Below are 19,141 nucleotides of genomic sequence, written 5' to 3' on the forward strand. Positions count from 1 at the left end.
ATGTCCGCGGCCCTGGCGTTCCTGGGCCTCACCGACGACGAGGATCTACAGATGCCCGAACAACTCCGTTCCTCCCTTACCCTGCCTGACCAGGTCGACCTGCACACCTTCCGTTCGGTGATGGGGTCGCTGCCCACCGGCGTCAGCGTGGTCACCAGCGTCACCTCCGACGGCGAACCGCGCGGCCTGACGTGCAGCGCGGTGTGCAGCGTCTCGGCCTCCCCGCCGCTGCTGCTGGTGTGCGTCAAGCATCCCAGCGGCACGCTGGAGGCCATCCACGAGAGTTCCGTCTTCGCGGTGAACTTCCTGTCCTCCGGGATGGCCGAGACCGCCAGGACGTTCGCCTCGCCGGTGCCCGAGCGGTTCTCGGGCGTGGCCTGGAGCCCGGGCAAACGGATCGCCGCGCCGGTCCTCGACGCCAACGTGGCCACCGCCGAGTGCATCCTGACCAGCAGCTATCTGGCGGGCGACCACCAGATCCTGATCGGGCGCCTGGTGCACGGCGACGTCAGCACGACGCACACGCCGCTGGCGTACTGGCGGGCCCAGTTCTCGGAGGTGACCGCCCAGCCGGCCGCCTGAGCAGCCCGCGACGCCGCCGGCCTTCCCCCTGCGTTGCGGGGAAGGCCGGCGGCGTCGCGGTGCCCGGCCGTGGTGCGGCCGGGCCCTCTCAGCACCGGGCGCGCGGCCGCGGCAGCGCGCGCAGGACTCCGCCGACGTAGGCGTGGAACGCCGCGTCGTCGAGCAGGAAGTGGCCGCCGGGCAGCCACTCGATGCAGACGTCCCCCGAGGCGTGGTTCTCCCAGTCGCGCAGGCCCGCGTCGTCCACCATCGGGTCGTCGGTGCCGGCGCACACCCACAGCGGGCAGCCGAGCGGCGGTCCGGGCAGCGCCTCGTACGTCTCCGACAGGGTGAAGTCGGCGCGCAGCACCGGGGCGAACAGCTCGATCAGCTCCGGGCGTTCGAAGAGCTGCGGCGGGGTGCCGCCGAGCCGGCGGACCGCGTCCAGGAAGGCCGGGGCGGCGAGCCGGTGGATGTCGGGGAAGGTCTGCCGGGCGGTGGGCCCGTTGCGGCCGACGAGCACGACACCGCTCGGCGGCCGGCCCAACGCGCTCCAGTGACGCGCCAGTTCGTAGGCGAAGGCGGCGCCCATGCTGTATCCGAGCAGGACGTAGTGGCCGGTGGTGTGCGGCGCGGAGGAGCGCACCAGGTCGTTCAGGACCTCTCCGAAGTCGTCGCGCACGGGCTCGGCCATCCGGCGCCCGTGACCGGGCAGTTCGAGCAGCTCGGTGCGCGCGGCCGCGGACAGGGCGGTGCGCAGTCCGGTGAAGGCCTGGGCGGCCCCGCCGGCGTACGGCAGGCACAACAGCGCCGGCGCGTCGGCGGGAGCGACTGGAGCTGTGGGAGCGGCGGGAGCGGCGGGAGCGGCGGGTGGCACGGCGGCGGTCGCGCCGGGAGGGCTCACCTGCATGACGGGATCTCCTTCTGCTGAGCCACGCCGACCACGGAGGGCACCGGCGCGGGAGTGGGCGGGGGGTGCGGGGCCGCGGGGTGCGGGGCCGCGGGGGGCGGGGCCGCGGGTTGCGGCGCTGTGGAGTGCGGGCTCGCGGGGTGCGCGGCTGTGGAGTGCGGGCTCGCGGGGCGCGCGGCTGTGGAATGCGCGGCCGCGGGGTGCGGGGCCATGGGAAGGGGGGCCGCGGGGTGCGGGGAGCGGGGGGTGCTCCGGGGGGCGGCGGACGCGCGCAGGTCGGGGGCGGCGGGCGCACGGGAGGCCGCGGTGGCAGGGGCGAGGTGAACGGCGCTGGACGGGGCGAGGCGACCGGCCGTGGACGGGTCGGAGTGACCGGCCGTGGACGAGCCGAGGCGACCGGCCGTGGACGGGCCGAGGTGACCGGCCGTAGACGAGTCGAGGCGACCGGCCGTAGACGGGCCGAGGTGACCGGCCGTGGACGGGCCGAAGTGACCGGCGCTGGACGGGCCGAGGTGACCGGCCGTGGACGGGCCGAGGTGACCGGCCGTGGACGAGACCAGGTGACCGGCCGTGGAGGGAGCTGGGTGAACGGCGGTGGAGGGGGCGAGGAGACGCACGCCCGCCCCTGCCGTGACCAGGGTCCGGATGTCCGTCGGCTCCGGGGCGAGCGGGCCGGCGTCACCGGGGGCGGCCGCCGCGAGGAGCCCGTCGTCGTGGCCGGGGAGGCGGCCGAGGACCCGTACCACGTCGCCGCCGCCCGCCACGGCGACCGCCGCGCGGAATCCGGGGCCCGCGTCGATCAGCCACAGGCGCCAGGCGCGCCCGGGGTCGCCGGGGGCGCGGTGGACGCGCACCGGGCCGCCGCGGCGCTCGCCCGGCGCGACCCACACCGCCGTGAGGTCGCCGGCCAGGCCGGTGCCCAGCGCCTTCAGGACCGCCTCCTTGCACGTCCAGTGCGTGAACAGAGCACCGTGCGACGGGTCTTCGGCGCTGCCGGGACAGCGCGGGTCCTCCCACGGGGAGAGGATCTGGCGGCGCAGGCCGGCCGGGTCGTGCAGCGGCGTGACGCGTTCCACGTCGACGCCGACGGGGCCGTCCCGGCTCACCGCGACGAGCGCCAGGCCGTCGGTGTGGGACAGGCTGACCCGCAGCCCGGGGTCACCGCTGACGTACGGCTTGCCGAGCTTCCCCCGGACGAAGGCGACGCGGTCGGGGCTGCGGCCCGAGTACAGCGCCGTGACCGCCCGCAGCGCGGCGTGCGAGCAGGCGTACAGCGTGCGGGCGGAGGGGACGATCCGGCCGAAGCGGCGCCGTTCCTCGGGTGCCAGCAGCCCGGCGCAGCGCTGCACCAGCGCCTCCCGCCGGGGCCCGGGGCCGGGTTCGGGGACCACCCAGACGTGCGTCTCACCTGGCGGCGGACCGTTCCGTGCTCGGTTCATCGGGCCTCCAACCCTCGTCCGGCCAGTCGCGGTTGGCCACTTGACGCGGAACTCAACACTAGTAGAGTTCATCAGGAAATGACATCATCATGCGTTGAAATCTACGAGTGTTGAGCTTCTCGCCGGCACCACTTCTCAACGCGTCTCAAGGAGGCACGGCGTGGCCAGTGACCGCGAAGAACTGCTCTCCCAGCTCACCGAGTTCGTCCAGGAACGGCTGCTCTCCGACCCCGACTCGCAGGGCCTGGCCGCGGACACCCCCCTGCTGGAGTGGGGGATCCTCACCTCGGTGAACACGGCTCAGCTGCTCACGTTCATCCGTGACGAGCTGGGGACCACCATCCCGCCGACCGAGCTCACCGGCGGCAACTTCCAGAACCTGGACAGCATCACCGACCTGGTGCTGACCCTCCGCTGACCCCGCGTGCGCACGGCCGGCACGCGACCTGAGCGGCCGCCGCGGAACGCGCCCGACACCACATCACGACAGGAGATCACGTTGTCCGAGGCATCCGAGAACAACGGCTACGACTACGACATCGGCATCATCGGCGGCGGTCCGGCCGGTGCGACGGCGGCCGCGTACCTCGCCAAGGCGGGCCTGTCCGTGGTGGTCTTCGAATCGGAGACCTTTCCGCGCGAGCACGTCGGCGAGTCCCTCGTCCCGGCCACCACCCCGGTGCTCATCGAGACCGGAGCGATGGAGAAGGTGGAGGCCGCGGGCTTCCCCAAGAAGTACGGCGCCGCCTGGACGTCCGCGGAGGACAGGGACATCCCGCACAACGGGTTCACCGGGCTGGACCACGACTTCCGCTCCGCCGAGGTCCTCTTCAGCGAGCGGGACCAGAACGGCGTCGACCGGGACCACACCTTCCACGTGGACCGCGGCAAGTTCGACCAGATCCTGCTGCAGCACGCCGAGAGCCTGGGCGCGAAGGTGTACCACGGCGTCCGCGTCAACCGCGTCGACTTCTCCGACCGCGACCGGCCGGTCCTCGAGGCCAAGGTGGGCAACCAGCCGATCGGCGTGCCCGTCCGCATGGTGGTCGACGCCAGCGGCCGCCGCACCATGATGGGCGCCCAGCTCAAGTGCAAGGAGCCGGACCCGGTCTTCAACCAGTACGCGGTGCACACCTGGTTCGACGACTTCGACCGCAAGGCCCTCGCGGTCAACAAGGACCAGGCCGACTACATCTTCATCCACTTCCTGCCGCTCGAGGACACCTGGGTCTGGCAGATCCCGATCACCGACACCATCACGTCCATAGGTGTGGTGACGCAGAAGGCCCGCTTCAAGGCCGCCAAGAACGACCTGGAGACCTTCTTCTGGGACACCGTCGGCAGCCGCCCGGCGCTCAAGGAGGCCCTGCAGAACGCCCGCCAGGTCAAGCCGTTCAAGTCCGAGGGCGACTACAGCTACGCCCTGACGAAGATCGCGGACGACTCGCTCGTGATGATCGGCGACGCGGCCCGGTTCGTCGACCCGATCTTCTCCAGCGGCGTGAGCGTGGCGCTCAACAGCGCCCGCCTGGCCGCGGCGGACATCATCGCCGCCCACGAGGCCGGCGACTTCCGCAAGGAGCGCTTCGACACCTACGTGAAGACGCTGCGCAGCGCGGTGAGCAACTGGTACGAGTTCATCTCGATCTACTACCGCCTGAACATCCTCTTCACGGCGTTCGTCCAGGACCCGCGCTACCGCCTGGACGTCCTGAAGATGCTCCAGGGCGACGTGTACGACGGCGAGCCCAAGGCCCTCGCGGCGATGCGGGAGATCGTCGAAGCGGTGGAGAAGGACCCCACCCACCTGTGGCACAAGTACCTGGGCAAGCTCAAGGCCCCCTCCGCCGCGGCCAAGTTCTAGGCCGCCGCGTCCGGGCCGTGGGGCCCAGGCACGCCCCACGGCCCGGCTGCTCGCGCACCTCCCTCGCGGCACCGCCCGCACCGTCGAAGGCACCGCCCGCTCCATCAAGGCACTGCCCGCTCCATCCAGGCACCACCCACCCGATCGTCGCTCCTGACAAGGGGGATCCATGCCCGCCCGCAACGGAACCAGCTCCGACCCGGCCATCGCTCTCGTCGGCATCGGGTGCCGTTACCCGGGCGGGGTGGTCGACCCCGAGTCCTTCTGGCGCGTCCTGCGCGACGGCGTCGACGTCATCGGGGAGATACCCCCCGAGCGCTGGGGCCCCGAGTACATCAGCGAGGACGGCGCGGCTCCCGGCACCGGCTACTGCCGCTGGGCCGGCGTCCTGCCCGGGCTCGACCGCTTCGACGCCGACTTCTTCGGCATCTCCTTCCGCGAGGCCCGCGAGATGGACCCGCAGCAGCGGCTGCTGCTGGAGGTCTCCTGGGAGGCCCTGGAGCACGCGGGCCTGACCAAGCCGCGCCTGTCCGGATCGAGGACCGGCGTGTTCTTCGGCATGCTCGGCATGGACTACACGCTGCTGCACTCCAAGACGCGCGGTGTGAAGGCCATCGACCCCTACTACGCCAGCGGCAAGGAGTTCAGCTTCGCGCCCGGCCGCGTCGCCTACACCCTGGGGCTGCACGGGCCGGCGCTCGCCGTGAACACCGCCTGCTCCTCGTCCCTGGTCGCGGTGCACCTCGCCTGCCGCTCCCTGGCCAGCGGCGAGGCCGACACCGCGCTGGCCGGCGGCGTCAACGTGCTGGCCACCCCCGAGCTGTCCATCTTCATGAGCAAGGTGCAGGCCCTGTCCCCCACCGGCCGCTGCAAGCCGTTCTCGGCCGCGGCGGACGGCATCGTCCGGGGCGAGGGCTGCGGTGTCGTCGTGCTGAAGCGGCTCGACGACGCCCTCGCCGACGGCGACCGGGTGCTCGCCGTGATCCGCGGCAGCGCCTTCAACCACGACGGCCGCAGCGTCGGCCTCACGGTGCCCAACGCCTCCGCGCAGGAGTCCCTGCTGCGGGACGCGCTCACCCGCGCCGACGCCCGGCCGGAGCAGGTCGCCTTCGTCGAGGCCCACGGCACCGGCACCCCGCTCGGCGACCCGATCGAGGCGTACGCGCTGCAGCAGGTGTTCGGACCGGGCCGCGAGCACCCGCTGCACATCGGCTCGCACAAGGCCAACTTCGGGCACACGGACGCGGCGGCCGGTGTCGCCGCGCTCATCAAGACCGTACTGACCGCCCGGCACCGTCTCGTCCCGCCGCAGCTGCACCTGGGCACCCCCAACCCGGCCATCCCCTGGAACGACGGCCCGCTGACCATCTCCCCCGAGGCGGTCCCGGTCGACGGCGCGGGCGAGGAGACGCTGTACGGGGTGAGCGCCTTCGGGCTCAGCGGCACCAACGCGCACCTGCTGCTGTCCGCCCCGGCGGACCAGGCGCAGCCGGTGACGGAGCCTCAGAACGGCGCGCCGCAGGTCCTGTTGCTGTCCGGCTCCACCGAGCAGGCCCTGCGGGAGCGGGCCCGCGATCTCGCCGAGGCGCTGGACGACGACCGTCCGCTGCCGGACGTCCTGCACACCGCGGCCGTACGGCGCACCCACCACGAGGCGCGCGCCACGGTGATCGCCGCCGACGCCGCGCAGCTGCGCGCCTCGCTGCGGGAACTCGCCGCGGGCGAGCCGGACGAGCACACCGTCACCGGCACCGCCGAGCCGCGCCGCCGGCACCGTACCGTCTTCGTCTTCTCCGGTCAGGGCTCGCAGTGGAGCGGCATGGGCCTGGACCTGTGGGACCGGGAGCCGGTGGCCGCCGCCTCGCTGGAGCGCAGCGACGAGGTGCTGCGCGCCGCCGGGCTGCCGGGGCTGCGCGAACTGCTCGGCGGCGACCGGCTCGCCGAGACGGAGCTGGCCCAACCCGCGGTGGTTGCACTTCAGTTGGCGCTCGCGGAGGTGTGGCGGGCGCGGGGTGTGGAGCCGACGGACGTGATCGGCCACAGCCTCGGCGAGATCTCCGCCGCCTGCTTCACCGGCGCCCTCGACCTGCCCGCGGCCCTCGGCCTCGCCGTGCGGCGCGGGCGGATCATGGCCGCGGCCGCCGGAACCGGGCGGATGCTCGCGGTGGCGCTGCCCGAGGACGAGGCGGTGGCCACCGCCGCCGGCACCGGCCGCGTGGTCACCGTCGCCACCGTCAACGGGCCGTCGGCCACCGTGCTGGCCGGGTCGGAGGAGGACCTGACGGCCATCGCGGCGCTGCTGCGCGAGCGGAACGTCTCGGCCCGCTTCGTCCCCGGCGACTACGCCTTCCACAGCCCGGCGATGGCGCCGTTCGCCGATCAACTGCGCGCGCAGCTTGCGGACCTGACGCCGAGTCCGCGCCCGGACGCGTTCGTCTCCACGGTCTCCCCCGACGCGCCGCCCGCCGTGCTGGACGCGGACTACTGGGCGGCCAACGTCCTCAGCCCGGTGCGCTTCTGGCCGGCGGTGAAGAACCTGATCGCCAACCAGGGCGCCGACTTCGTAGAGATCGGCCCGCACCCCACCCTGGTCCGGCCACTCAGCGACGGCCTCACCGCGCTGCGCCGCCCGGGCGTCGCGGTCGGCTCGCTGCGCCGCGACGCGGACGGGCCCGCCACGCTGCTCGCCGCGCTCGCCGAACTGCACTGCGCGGGCGCGGAGGTCCGCTGGGACGGCCTGCTGCCCGGCCGGCCGACGGACCTGCCCCGGCATCCCTGGCAGCACGAGTCGTTCTGGCTGCCGGAGGTCACACCGGGCACGCAGTACGCGCCGGGCGCCGTGCCGGACGCGGTGGCGCGCCCCGCGCAGCTCGCGGTGCAGCTGATCGACGAGTCGGGCAACCCGCTGGGTCCGGCGCGCCGGGTCGACCTCGGCGGCGGCGCCCCGGGCGAGGCACCGGCCGGCGCCCTGCCCGTCCCCGACCTCGCGACTCCGGCGGGGCTCCCCCCCTCCGCCGGTGACTCCCCGGCCGTGGCCCCGGCCCCCCACGGGGCCGGCCGGGAAGTCGATCCGTCCGCCGCCGCTTCCGCGAGGAGGCGGAGCGGAGCGGCGGCGGACATCACCGCACCGCAGGAGGGCGGCGCCACGGCCCCCGGCGGTACCGCGCCGGGCGGCGGCCCGGCCGGCGGGACCGACCGGCAGCGCCGCGGCCTGATGCGCCGCACCACCGAGGTGCTGGCCTCGGTGCTCGGCCAGGACCCGGGCCGGCGCATCCCGCCCCGGCGCGGCTTCGCCGACCTCGGCCTGGACTCGCTGACCATCGTGGAGTTCGTGGACCGGCTCGGCATGGAGCTGGGCCTGGACATCCCGTTGTCCACCCCGTTCGAGCGGCCCTGCCTGGACGAGCTGGTCGACCACCTGCTGCCGCTGGTGGCGCGGCGGGAGGCCGCGTCTGCCGGGCCGGGCGAGGAGGCCGCGGCCGGCGTCGCCACGCCGCCCGAGCCGCAGCCGGCCGAGCAGCCCGCCCCCGCCGACGACCCGATCGCCGTCGTGGGCATGAGCTGCCGCTTCCCCGGCAGCCCCACCGTCGGCGACTACTGGCAGCTGCTGCGCGACGGCCGCGTCGTCATCCGGGACGTGCCGCCGGACCGCTGGGACGGTCAGGCGTACCTGTCCGACGGCGCCTGGACGCCCGGCACCATCACCTCGCTGCGCGGCGGCTACCTCGACGACGTCCGCGGCTTCGACGCGGCCTTCTTCCGGGTCTCCCCGCGCGAGGCGCGCAGCCTCGACCCGCAGCACCGGCTGTTCCTGGAGGTCGCCTACGAGGCGCTGGAGGACGCGGGCGCCACCCGGGACCGGCTGCGCGGCTCGGCGACCGGCGTCTTCGTCGGGATGAACAGCTCCGACCACTCCCAGCAGGTGGCGGGCCGGCTGCAGGACGTCGACCTGTACTACGGCACCGGCAACTCCTTCGCCGGGGCGGCCGGACGGCTGTCGTACTTCCTGGGCCTGACCGGTCCCAGCATGGCGGTGGACACCGCCTGCTCGTCCTCGCTGACCGCGGTGCACCTGGCGATCCAGAGCCTGCGCTCCGGGGAGAGCGACCTCGCGGTGGCCGGCGGCGTCAATGTGATCCTCAGCCCGGTCATCCCCGTCTCGGTGTCGGCCGGCGGCGCCCTGTCGCCCTCCGGGCAGTGCCGCACCTTCGACGACGCGGCCGACGGCTACCTGCGCGGCGAGGGTTCCGGAGCGGTCGTGCTGAAGCGGCTGTCGCAGGCCCTGGCCGACGGCGACCGCGTCTACGCCGTGCTGCCCGGCAGCGCGGTCAACCAGGACGGCGCGAGCAGCGGACTGACCGTGCCCAACGGCACGGCGCAGCGTGCGCTGATCGAACAGGCCCTGGCGCAGGCCGGACTGAGCGGTCGCGAGGTCGGTTACGCGGAGGCGCACGGCACCGGCACCCCGCTCGGCGACCCGATCGAGCTGCGGGCGCTCGCCCAGTCGCTCCGGCCCGACGGCGCCGACGGCGCGCCGCTGCTGGTCGGTTCGGCCAAGCCCAACATCGGGCACCTGGAGGCGTCCGCGGGCATGGCGGGCCTGATCAAGGCCGTCCTCGCGGTACACCACGGCCAGATCCCGCCGCACGTCGGTGTCACCACCCGGCCGACCTCGCAGGTCCGCTGGGAGGAGATGGGGCTGGCGATCGCCGAGGGCGGCGAGAGCTGGCCCGAGCCGGACCGGCGCCGCGTCGCGGGCGTCAGCTCCTTCGGCTTCACCGGCACCAACGCGCACATCGTCGTCGCCGAGCCGCCCGTCGCGCCGGAGACCGGGACCTCCGCGGCCCTCGCGCCGACGGCGGACCGGCCCGCGGACCGCTTCGCGCTGCCCCTGTCGACGGCGCAGGAGTCCGCGCTGCCCGCCGCCGCCCGGCAGTACCTCGACCTGCTGGAGTCGGCCGACGCGGACGTCCTCGCCGACCTGGCGTACACCGCGGGCGCGCGCCGCAGCCACCTGGAGCACCGGGCCGTCGCGGTGGGCCGGGACGTGGTCGCGGTCCGCTCGGCCCTGCGCGCCCTGGCCAAGGGCGGCGAGCATCCCGGCGTGCTCACCGGCACCGCCGACACCGTCCGCTCCTGCGTGTTCGTCTTCTCCGGCTTCGGCTCCCAGTGGGCCGGCATGGGCCGCCGGCTCCTGGAGAACGAGCCGGTGTTCCGGGACGCGGTGCTGGCGTGCGAGGAGGAGATGCGCAAGTGGATCGCCTGGTCGCCGCTGGCCTCGCTGCGCGGCGAGCCGGACAGCCGGCCCTTCGACGAGGGCATCCCGCAGGAACTGATCTTCGCCGTGCAGGTCGGCCTGGTGGAGCTGTGGCGCAGCTGGGGCGTGGAGCCGGCGGCGGTCGTCGGGCACAGCATGGGCGAGGTCGCCGCCGCCTGGGCGGCCGGGGCGCTGACGCTGGCGCAGGCCGCGGAGGTGCTGTGCCTGCGCTCGCGGCTGCTGGACACGCTGGTCGGCACCGGCGGCTCGGTCGTGGTCGGGCTGAGCCGTGCGGAACTCGCGCCCTACCTGGTGCTGTACGAGGACAAGCTGGGCATCGCCACCGTCAACGGCCCGCGCACCACGGTCGTCGCCGGCGCCCTCGACGCGCTGGAGGAGCTGACCGAGGAGCTGACCGAGGCGAACGTGTTCGTGCGGCGGGTGAAGGTGCCGGTGGCGCCGCACTCCCCGCTGATGGACCCGCTGCGCGAGCGGCTGGTGTCCGGGCTGGCGCACCTGACGCCGTCCGAGGCGCGCGTCCCGGTGTACTCGGCCGTGGCCGGCGGCGAGGTGTCCGGACTCGACCTGACCGCCGAGTACTGGGGCCGCAACCTGCGCGACACCGTCCTCTACCAGGACGCGGTGAGCGCGGTGGAGGACGCCGAGGAGCGGGTGTTCGTCGAGATCTCCCCGCACCCGGTGCTGGTCTCCGGCACCGAGGAGTCCCTCGCCGCGGCCGGGGCCGGACGCCCGCTGGCGCTGCCCTCGCTGGTCCGCGACGAGGACGAGGTGGGCGCGCTGCTCACCACCTTCGGCGCGCTGCACGCGCACGGCGTGCCGGTCGACTGGGCCGCGTTCGCGGGTGACGGCCGCCGCGTGGTGGACCTGCCGCTGTACCCGTGGCAGCGCAAGGAGCACCGCCTGCCGGACCTGCCGGCGGACCGCACGGGCGGTTCGGGCAGCCTGGTCGGCACCCCGGTCCGGCCGGCGCACGCGCCGTGGACCGCGCTGGTCCCGGTGAGCGTCGACGGCACCCGCAGCCCCTGGCAGACGACGGGCGAGGGATCCCGTACGGCGGTGTCGGCGGCCGCCCTGCTGGAGGCCGCGCTCGGCACGGCCGCCGCCACCGGACCGGCCGCGCCGGCGCTGAGCGGCGTGCGGTTCGGCGCCGCGCCGCGCACGGACGGCGAGAGCCGGGCGGAACTGCAGGCGGTCGCCGACACCCGGCAGGGCACCCTGGTGCTGCACTGCCTCGGCGAGGACGCGCCCGCCGAACCGGCGCTGACCGCGGCGATGGGCCTGCCGGAGGACTTCGCCGCGCCCGCCGCCGAAGCGGCGCCGCTGGCGGACGACGAGCCGCTGCGGGCCACGCTCGCCGAGGCCTTCCCGGCGTTCGGTGTGGAGTCGGCGGGCAGCGGCCGGGGCTGCGCGGAGGTCACCGTCCGGGTGCCGGACGCGGCCGCCCGGCACCGGCTGCCCGCCGAGCTGCTGCGCCTGGCCCTGCACCTGACCGCCGACGCGGCGGTGGACGGGGTCGCGGCGATCGGCTCGGTGCGGGTGAAGGCGGCCGTCGACGGCACCGTACGACTGCGCCGCGGGCCGGTGCGCCGGACGGCCGAGGGGTCGGCGGAGGCGGACGTGACGGTCCTGGACGCCGCGGGCCGGGCGGTGCTGGAGCTGACCGGGCTGCGGCCGGCCGCCGCCCCGTCGCCGACGGCCGCGGACGCGCGGCGCGACCGGCTGGAGAGCCTGCTGTACCGGATGGTGTGGACCCCGGCGGGGCAGCGCCCGGCCGGTGCCGAGCAGGACGCCGCCACGCCGCCCGCGACGCGCTGGCTGGTGTGCGGCGACACCGAGCACCTGGCCGGCGCCGTGGCGGAGCAGCTGCGGGCGGCCGGCTGCGAGGTGCGCCGGGTCCGCTCGCAGGCCGCGCCGCCGTCCGCCGATCCGCACGACCTCGCCCTGGACCCGGCCGACCGGGACGCCTGGCGGACCCTGCTCGCCGTGCACGCCAACTCGCCGACCACCGGCATCTGCGACCTGTGGCCGCTGGAGGACCTCGACTCGCGCCCGGACGGCTGGCCGGCCACGGTCGCGCTGACCGCCGCGCTCGCCGACGCCGAGGGCCCCGCGCCCCGGCTGTGGCTGGTCACCCGGCACGCGCTGCTGCCGACCGGCCACGCGGGCTACCCCGACGGCAACCAGGGCGCGCACGCCGGCCTCGGCCGGACGCTGGCGATGACCCGGCCCGACGCGTGGGGCGGCCATGTCGACCTGACGCACGGCAGCGCCGAGGAACTGCGGGTCCTGGTGACCCGGATGCTGGGCGTGCCCGGCGACGAGCACGTCCGCGTCGAGCACTCCGCGGTGCTGGTCGGCTCCCTGGTGCGCGGCGCCGCGCCGCGGCCCGCCGAGCGCAGGCCGCTGTCCGCGGACCGCTGGCACCTGGTGACCGGCGGGGGCGGCGCGCTGGCGCCGTGCGCGGTGGAGTGGCTGGTGGGCGCCGGCGCCCGGCGGATCGTCCTGGTGGACACGGACCCGGCGGACGCGGCGCGTGAGACGCCCACCGACCGGATCGCCGCCTGGCGTGCGTCGGGCGCCGAGGTCCGCACCGTCGCCACGCACGGCTCGCGCGCTGAACTGGCCGCGCTGGTCGAGGAGTTGCGTGCGGAGTGCGGGATCGCGTCGGTGGTGTGCGCCGGCTCGCCGGGGGCCGCGGTGCCGCTGGAGGAGACGACGGAGGCGCTGCTGCGCGCCGAGCTGAACCGGGGCCGGACCGCCGAGTTGCTGCACCGGCTGACCGCGAAGGACCCGGTGGGCCTGTTCGTCCTGCTGGGCTCGGTGCCGGGCACCTGGGGCGGCGCGGTCACGGGCGCCTCGGCGCCGTCGGACTGGGCGCTGCGGGCGCTGGCGGCGCGCCGCCGGGCGAGCGGCCTGCCGGTCACCCACCTGGAGCTGATGCCGCTGGCGGGCAGCGAACTCCTCGACGAACGGACGACTTTACTGCTGAAGACCAGCGGCATCGGCCCGCTGCGGGAGGAGGACCTGATCGCCGCGCTCGACCTGCTGGCCGGGGAGGACTCGGTGCACTGGGCGGTCGCCGACGTGGACTGGGAGCAGTTCCGCACGGCGCTCGCGGACGCCCCGCACCGGCGGCTGTTCGCCGAGGTGCTGGGGTCGGGGCAGCGCGAGGACGGCACCGGGTTCGTGGCCGGGCTGGACGCGCTCGACCCGGACCAGCGCCGGGACCGGACGCTGGACTGGGTGTGCGGGCAGGTCGCGGCGGTGCTGGGCCTGTCGGAGGACGAACTCCGCGCCGACCAGGGCTTCTTCGACCTCGGCATGGACTCGGTGATGTCGCTGACGCTGCGCCTGAGGCTGTCCCGGGAGCTGGATGTGGAGCTGTCCTCGACGGTCGCCTTCGAGCACCCCACCGCCCTGGCGCTGACCGCGCACCTGCTGGAACGCCTCGGTTATCCGGCCGACGCCGCGGACGGCGGCGGCCCGCACGACCCCGCGGCCGAGCCGTCGGCGGCCGAGGGCGCCGCCGACGCCTCCGACCTCGACGAGCTCGACGACGACGAACTGCTACGCCAGTTGGAGGCGGAGATCTCCGACTCGCAGAACTTCGGGTTTGAGGAGAACCGATGACGAAGAGCCCCGCCGAGCAGCCCAGCCAGGACGTCCTGCGCGGCCGGCTGAAGGACTCCCTCGGCACCATACGCACTCTGCGCGCCCGGGTTCAGGAGCTGCAACGGCCGCAGCCGCTCGCGGTGATCGGCATGTCCTGCCGGCTGCCGGGCGGCGCGAGTCCCGAGGAGTTCTGGCAGTCGCTCACCGACGGCCGCTCCCTGACGTCGCAGTTCCCCGAGGAGCGGCACTCCGTCGCCGGTTTCTACCATCCCGACCCCGATCACCCGGGCACCGCGTACACGCTGGCCGGCAACTTCCTCGACGGGCCGGTGGACACCTTCGACCCCACCGTCTTCGGCATCTCCCCGCGTGAGGCGGCGGGCATGGACCCGCAGCAGCGGCTGGTGCTGGAACTGGCCTGGGAGGCCATGGAGAACGCCTGCCTGCCGCCGGCCGAGCTGGAGGGCAGCCGGGTCGGCGTGTTCCTGGGCGCCAGCACCAGCGACTACGTGCGCATGCGGCAGCAGAAGGGCGCGCTCGCGGACGTCGACGCCTACCAGCTGATCGGCGAGCCGAGCTTCCTGGCGGGCCGGGTGTCGTACACGTTCGGCTTCCAGGGCCCCAGCATGGTCATCGACACGGCGTGCTCCTCCTCGCTGGTGGCGCTGGAGCAGGCGGTGCTCAGCCTGCGCTCGCGGGCCTGCGACATGGCGCTGGTCGGCGGCGTGAACCTGATGCTGTCGCCGTACGGCTTCGTGCTGGTCAGCAAGTTGCGCGCGCTGTCACCCGACGGCCGCTGCAAGACCTTCGACTCCTCCGCGGACGGGTACGCGCGCGGCGAGGGCGGCGCGCTGTTCGTGCTGAAGCGGCTCGCGGACGCCGAGGCGGACGGCGACCGCGTCCTGGCGGTGGTGCGCGGGGTGGCCACCGAGCACGACGGGCGCAGCAGCGGACTGACGGTGCCCAACCCGGCCGCGCAGCAGAACGTGATCAGCTCGGCGCTGAAGAACGCCGAGATCTCCGCCGAGCAGCTGTCGTACGTCGAGGCGCACGGCACCGGCACCCAGCTCGGCGACCCGATCGAGCTGCAGGCGCTGAACGCGATCACCAGTGTGGGCCGTCCGGCCGACCGACCGCTGCTGGTCGGCTCGGTGAAGACGAACATCGGCCACCTGGAGCCGGCCGCGGGCGCGGCGGGCATGCTGAAGGTGGTGCTGGCCCTGCAGCACGAGAAGCTGCCCAGGCACCTGCACCTGAACGACCCCAACCCGCAGATCCCGTGGGACCTGCTGAACGTGCGGGTGACCACCGAGGACACCCCGTGGCCGCAGGGCCCCCGGCTGGCCGGCGTGTCCAGCTTCGGCGCGAGCGGCACCAACGCGCACGCGGTGCTCGGCGAGGCGCCCCGGCCCGCGCCCCGCGAGGGCGCGCCGCGCGAGGTGGGTCTGCTCACGCTGAGCGCCAACAGCCCCGAGGCGCTGCGGGAGATGGCGCGGGCGTACGAGGCGCCGGTGCGGTCGGCCGACGCGCGCGCCCTGTCGGACATCTGCTACTCGACCCACATCGGGCGCGCCCGTATGAAGCACGGGCTCAGCGTCACCGGCGACCGCGACGAACTGGCCGCGGGACTGGCCGCGTTCGCCGCCGGGGAGCGGGCCGAGCAGGCGATCGCGCACGGCCCCGCGGGCGCCAAGGCGCGCCGGGTGGGCTGGATGTTCACCGGGCAGGGCTCCCAGTACGCCGGGATGGCCGCCCGCCTCGCTGCGACGGAGCCGGTGTTCGCCGAGGCCCTGGCGGAGTGCGTCGCGGCCCTCGACGAGCACCTCGACGAGCCGCTCGGCCCGGTGCTCGCCGGTGACGCGGCCGACGGGCGCATCGACCGCACGGGCTTCACGCAGCCCGCCCTGTTCGCCGTCGAGTACGCGCTGGCCCGGATGTGGGAGGCGTGGGGCGTGCGGCCGAGCGCGCTGATCGGGCACTCCCTGGGTGAGATCACCGCGGCCTGCGTGGCGGGGGTGCACTCGCTGAAGGACGCGGCCAGGCTGGTCACCGCGCGGGCCCGGCTGATGGAGGCGCTGCCCTCGGGCGGGGTGATGGAGACCCTGGTGTGCGACGAGGAGACGGTGCGCGCGGCGATCGCGGAGGCGGGGCCGGTGCCGGGCACGGCGGTCGCCGCGGTGAACGGGCCCACCGACGTGGTGCTGTCCGGCCCGGCGGAGGAGGTCTCCCGGGTGGTGGAGCTGCTCGCCGCGCGCGGGGTCAAGCACCGCCCGCTGAAGGTCTCGCACGCCTTCCACTCGCCGCTGATGGCGCCGATGCTCGAGGAGTTCCGGGCCGTCACCGAGACCCTGGCCTACAACCAGCCCAAGTACCCGGTCATCTCAAACGTGACGGGCCGCGAGTGGGGCCCCGACCAGCTGCGGCCGGCCTACTGGTCGGAGCACGTGCTGGCGCCGGTGCGCTTCTACCAGGGCGTGACCCGGCTGTACGAGACCGGCTGCCGCACCTTCCTGGAGCTGGGCCCCGCCCCGGTGCTGCTGGGCCTGGGCGCCCGCTGCCTGCCGGAGGACGGGGTCGCCTGGATCCCGTCGCTGCGCCGGGACCGCGAGGACGGGCACATCGTCGGCCAGGCCCTCGGCACGCTGCACCACCGCGGTGTGGCCGTCGACTGGCAGGCCGTGCACGCCGCCGAGCGGCCGCGCCGCACGTCGCTGCCCAGTTACCCGTGGCAGCGTGAGCGGTACTGGTTCAACGACGGTGACCCAGCCGCCGACCCAGCCCTGCTGACCGCCGACGACGCGCCCGGCGCACTCTTCGAGGGACACATGCTGTCCGGGCCGCCCACCTTCTCCCCCCGGCTCGACCAGCTCGACGAGGTGTTCGTGCAGACCGGCCAGGACGGCCGCCGTCAGGTGTCGGCGGGCGGGTTCTGCAACTGGGCGCTGGCCGGCGCGGCGAAGCTGCCCGGCGCGCAGCCGAGGCTGGTGGACCGCTTCGTGGTGGGCGAGCCGCTGCTGCTCGACCCCGAGCACCGGCCGGCGAAGATCCGCGTGTACGTGCTGCCGCAGGACGACGAGGGACGCTCGCTGTTCCTGTGCTTCTCGCGGCAGGGCGTGGAGTCCGCGGAGAGCGGCAGCTGGCGGCTGCACGCCCGCGGTGTGCTGGTGCGCCGCCCGCCCGCCCACGCCGGCGGCGACCTGGCGGCCATCCGCGCCCGCTGTGTGCCCGTCGGCCGGGACACGATCACCGTGCCGGGCTGGGCCGAGGCCGTCGTGGGCGAGGTGTACCAGGGTCCGGGCGAGGTCCTCGCGGAGGTCAGCCAGGCGGCGGAGCGGCTGCCCCGGGGGGCGCTGCTCGACGTGACGCTGGGCCTGCTGCGCCAGTCGGAGCACGCGCCGGAGCCGGGCGAGCCGCAGCCCACGGCGGTCCCCTCGGGCACCCGCCGCTATGTGCACGGCTGGCTGGCCCCGTCCTCGGGCGATGGCGAGCTGCGCGGCGGCCTGGAGATCCTGGGCGCCGACGGCAGCGTACTGATCGCGATGCGGGACGTGCAGCTGCGCCCGCAGGCCGCGCCCGCCGCGCCCGAACCGCCCCGCGGGGCGCACGAGGACACGGTGTGGCAGGAGGTGTGGCGGCCCGCCGACGCGGCCCGGTTCACGCAGCGCGGCCTGCGCGGCGAGCGGGTGCTGCTGCTGGGCGGTGACACGGCCGCCCGGGCGGTCACCGAGCGGCTGGTGCTGCGCGGCGCCGACGTCACCCGCACCGAGTCCAACGTCGAGGCGGCCGTACGGGCGCTCGAGGTGAACGGGACGTACCAGCACGTGGTCCTGCTGGGCGGCCTGGATCTGCCGCTGTCCGGCTTCGACTCCGGTTCGGTGCGCCAGGCCCGCGAGAGCGTCGAGCACGTCTTCCTGGCGGTGGCCCGGACGCTGGCCGAGGCGGAGGCGGAGACCCGGATCTGGGCGGTGACCCGGGGCGCCCAGTGGACCGGGACCGGGCAGCGCGAACTGTGCTTGCCGGCGGGGCCGTTGTGGGGACTGGGCAAGGTGACCGCGCTGGAGCACCCCGAGCTGTGGGGTGGTCTGCTGGACCTGGACCCGGCGGGCGACGCCGACGAGGCGGAGCAGATCGCCGGCCTGCTGGCCACCGAGACCGTGGAGGACCTCACGGCCCGGCGCGGCGAGGAGCTGCTGGTGCCGCGGCTGGTGGCGGTGCCGCAGGCCGAGGAGCCGGTCCCGCCGCGCCTGAGCGACCTGGGCAGCTATCTCGTCACCGGCGGCCTCGGCAGCCTGGGCCTGCTGGTCGGCGAGTGGCTCGCCCGGTCGGGCGCGGGCACGGTCGTGCTCATCGGCCGCACCGGGCTGCCGGACCGTTCGCGCTGGGACGCGCCGGACCTCGACGACGCGACCGGCGCGAAGATCGCGGGGGTGCGGCGGATCGAGGCCCAGGGCGCGGACGTGCGGATCGAGGCGATCGACGTGTGCGACGAGACGGCCCTGCGCTCTCTGACCGATCAACTCGGCCTGGCGGGGCGCCCGCTGCGCGGTGTGGTGCACGCGGCCGGCCTGTCGGAGCCGCAGTTCCTGCGGGAGAGCGACCCCGAGACGTACGACCGCTGCCTGCGTCCCAAGGCGGACGGCACCTGGGCGCTGCACAACGCGACCGTCGACCAGGACCTGGACCTGTTCGTGTCGTTCTCCTCGATCGCCTCGGTGTGGGGCTCGCAGCACCTGGCGGGCTACGCGGCGGCCAACGCCTTCCTCGACTCCTTCGCGCACCACCGCAAGCTGCGGGGCCTGGCCGCCACGACCGTCAGCTGGGGGCCGTGGGGCGCGCGGTCGGGGCTCGCGGACGACTCGGTGATGGCGTTCCTGCGCTCCATCGGGCTGGTGCAGCTCGATCCGGAGCACGCGCTGGAGCTGCTCGGCGAGGCCATCGCCGACGGCGTGGCGCACCGCACGGTGTGCTCGGCGGACTGGGCGCTGTTCCGGGACCTGATGGAGGCGCGCCGGGAACGGCCGATCCTCAGCGAGATACGCAGCGCGCCCGCTCAGGACGGGGGGACCGATCCCGAACTGGGCCCGCTGACGGCCAAGTTGATCGGGCTCGACCACGCCGACCGGCTCGCCGAGCTCAACGAGTACATCCGGGTACAGCTCTCCGCGATCCTGCGCATGGAGCTGGACACCCTCACCGAGGACACGCGCCTCGCCGACATGGGTCTGGACAGCCTGATGGTCATGGAACTCATCAGCCGCTGCCGGGACGACCTGCGCCTGGAGATCAACAGCCGCGACTTCTTCGCCTGCCCGGGCATCCACTGGGGTGCCCATCTCCTGGAGCTGGTCGAGCAGCGGTACCCGGCCGGCCGGAAGACGCCGGCAGCCCGGGCGTGACCGCCGGGGCCCGTCTTCCCGGGTGTTGCGGGAAGACGGGCCCGGACCCAGCAATCCGCCTCGACCACTGGAGGAACGAGC

The 19,141-nt window shown here is 74.9% G+C and carries 7 protein-coding genes; 5 read left to right on the plus strand and 2 right to left on the minus strand.

The annotated features are described in order from the left end of the window. Positions 1 to 582, plus strand: coding sequence for a flavin reductase family protein (locus tag ACH4ZX_RS37095; RefSeq protein ID WP_398282799.1), 582 nt, complete (start codon positions 1 to 3; stop codon positions 580 to 582). A gap of 88 nt (positions 583 to 670) precedes the next feature. On the opposite strand, the gene ACH4ZX_RS37100 is transcribed toward ACH4ZX_RS37095, so the two are convergent. Both ACH4ZX_RS37100 and ACH4ZX_RS37105 read right to left on the minus strand, forming a co-directional pair. Then, positions 671 to 1,471 (minus strand): thioesterase II family protein, encoded by an 801-nt coding sequence (locus ACH4ZX_RS37100; RefSeq protein WP_398282801.1) that lies wholly within the window; start codon positions 1,469 to 1,471, stop codon positions 671 to 673. Continuing rightward, on the minus strand, positions 1,462 to 2,910 hold the full coding sequence (locus ACH4ZX_RS37105) for a 4'-phosphopantetheinyl transferase family protein (RefSeq protein WP_398282803.1): 1,449 nt from the start codon (positions 2,908 to 2,910) through the stop codon (positions 1,462 to 1,464). The genes ACH4ZX_RS37100 and ACH4ZX_RS37105 overlap by 10 nt, the downstream gene beginning before the upstream one ends. A 160-nt stretch (positions 2,911 to 3,070) precedes the next feature. Between ACH4ZX_RS37105 and ACH4ZX_RS37110 the strand changes: the two genes are divergently transcribed. The 4 genes from ACH4ZX_RS37110 to ACH4ZX_RS37125 all read left to right on the plus strand — a co-directional run bounded on the left by ACH4ZX_RS37110 (position 3,071) and on the right by ACH4ZX_RS37125 (position 19,060). Further along, positions 3,071 to 3,328 (plus strand): acyl carrier protein, encoded by a 258-nt coding sequence (locus ACH4ZX_RS37110; RefSeq protein WP_360759376.1) that lies wholly within the window; start codon positions 3,071 to 3,073, stop codon positions 3,326 to 3,328. A gap of 81 nt (positions 3,329 to 3,409) precedes the next feature. After that, entirely contained in the window at positions 3,410 to 4,774 is a 1,365-nt protein-coding gene (locus ACH4ZX_RS37115; protein ID WP_398282805.1) for an NAD(P)/FAD-dependent oxidoreductase, read from the plus strand. Between the two features lie 169 nt (positions 4,775 to 4,943). After that, on the plus strand, positions 4,944 to 13,682 hold the full coding sequence (locus ACH4ZX_RS37120; protein ID WP_398282807.1) for a beta-ketoacyl synthase N-terminal-like domain-containing protein: 8,739 nt from the start codon (positions 4,944 to 4,946) through the stop codon (positions 13,680 to 13,682). After that, complete coding sequence (locus ACH4ZX_RS37125; protein ID WP_398282809.1) at positions 13,679 to 19,060, plus strand: beta-ketoacyl synthase N-terminal-like domain-containing protein; 5,382 nt, start codon at positions 13,679 to 13,681, stop codon at positions 19,058 to 19,060. The genes ACH4ZX_RS37120 and ACH4ZX_RS37125 overlap by 4 nt, the downstream gene beginning before the upstream one ends. The last annotated feature ends 81 nt before the right edge of the window (positions 19,061 to 19,141 follow it).

The organism is Streptomyces sp. NPDC020490, assembly GCF_044335305.1.
GTDB lineage: Bacteria > Actinomycetota > Actinomycetes > Streptomycetales > Streptomycetaceae > Streptomyces.

Coding starts and splice junctions, on each gene's coding strand:
- ACH4ZX_RS37095 (WP_398282799.1), top strand. CDS start 1: ATGTCCGCGGCCCTGGCGTTCCTGGGCCTCACCGACGACGAGGATCTA.
- ACH4ZX_RS37100 (WP_398282801.1), bottom strand. CDS start 1,471: ATGCAGGTGAGCCCTCCCGGCGCGACCGCCGCCGTGCCACCCGCCGCT.
- ACH4ZX_RS37105 (WP_398282803.1), bottom strand. CDS start 2,910: ATGAACCGAGCACGGAACGGTCCGCCGCCAGGTGAGACGCACGTCTGG.
- ACH4ZX_RS37120 (WP_398282807.1), top strand. CDS start 4,944: ATGCCCGCCCGCAACGGAACCAGCTCCGACCCGGCCATCGCTCTCGTC.
- ACH4ZX_RS37125 (WP_398282809.1), top strand. CDS start 13,679: ATGACGAAGAGCCCCGCCGAGCAGCCCAGCCAGGACGTCCTGCGCGGC.